The sequence below is a fragment of the Salifodinibacter halophilus genome (genome assembly GCA_012999515.1).
Classification (GTDB): domain Bacteria; phylum Pseudomonadota; class Gammaproteobacteria; order Nevskiales; family Salinisphaeraceae; genus Salifodinibacter; species Salifodinibacter halophilus.
The window spans coordinates 1-233 of record JABEEB010000788.1 but is presented as its reverse complement, the minus strand read 5'-3'; the positions used below and the strand labels follow the sequence as shown (position 1 = coordinate 233).

1 protein-coding gene is annotated in these 233 nt (G+C 65.7%); it reads left to right on the top strand.

What is annotated here, in order from left to right:
• A partial coding sequence (locus tag HKX41_13745; protein NNC25196.1) for an MBL fold metallo-hydrolase occupies positions 1 to 233 on the top strand: 233 nt, incomplete at both ends.

Here is a 233-nt window from a genome sequence, read left to right as displayed (position 1 = left end):
CGAACTGCTGGGCGGCCCGTTCATCAACTACACCGGCGACCCGGCCGACATGGCCCGCTTCCGCGACGAAACCATGGAACGCTGCGCGCTGCACCTGCGCTGCGCCGATGCGATCAACGACATGTACCAGATGCTGTTCAGCCAGGCCAAGGGCAGCGGCGTGCCGGCGCTGTATTCGCAGGTCGACGAGCTGATCCGCTACGGCGTGGACATCGCCTACGACGTCAGCAAGC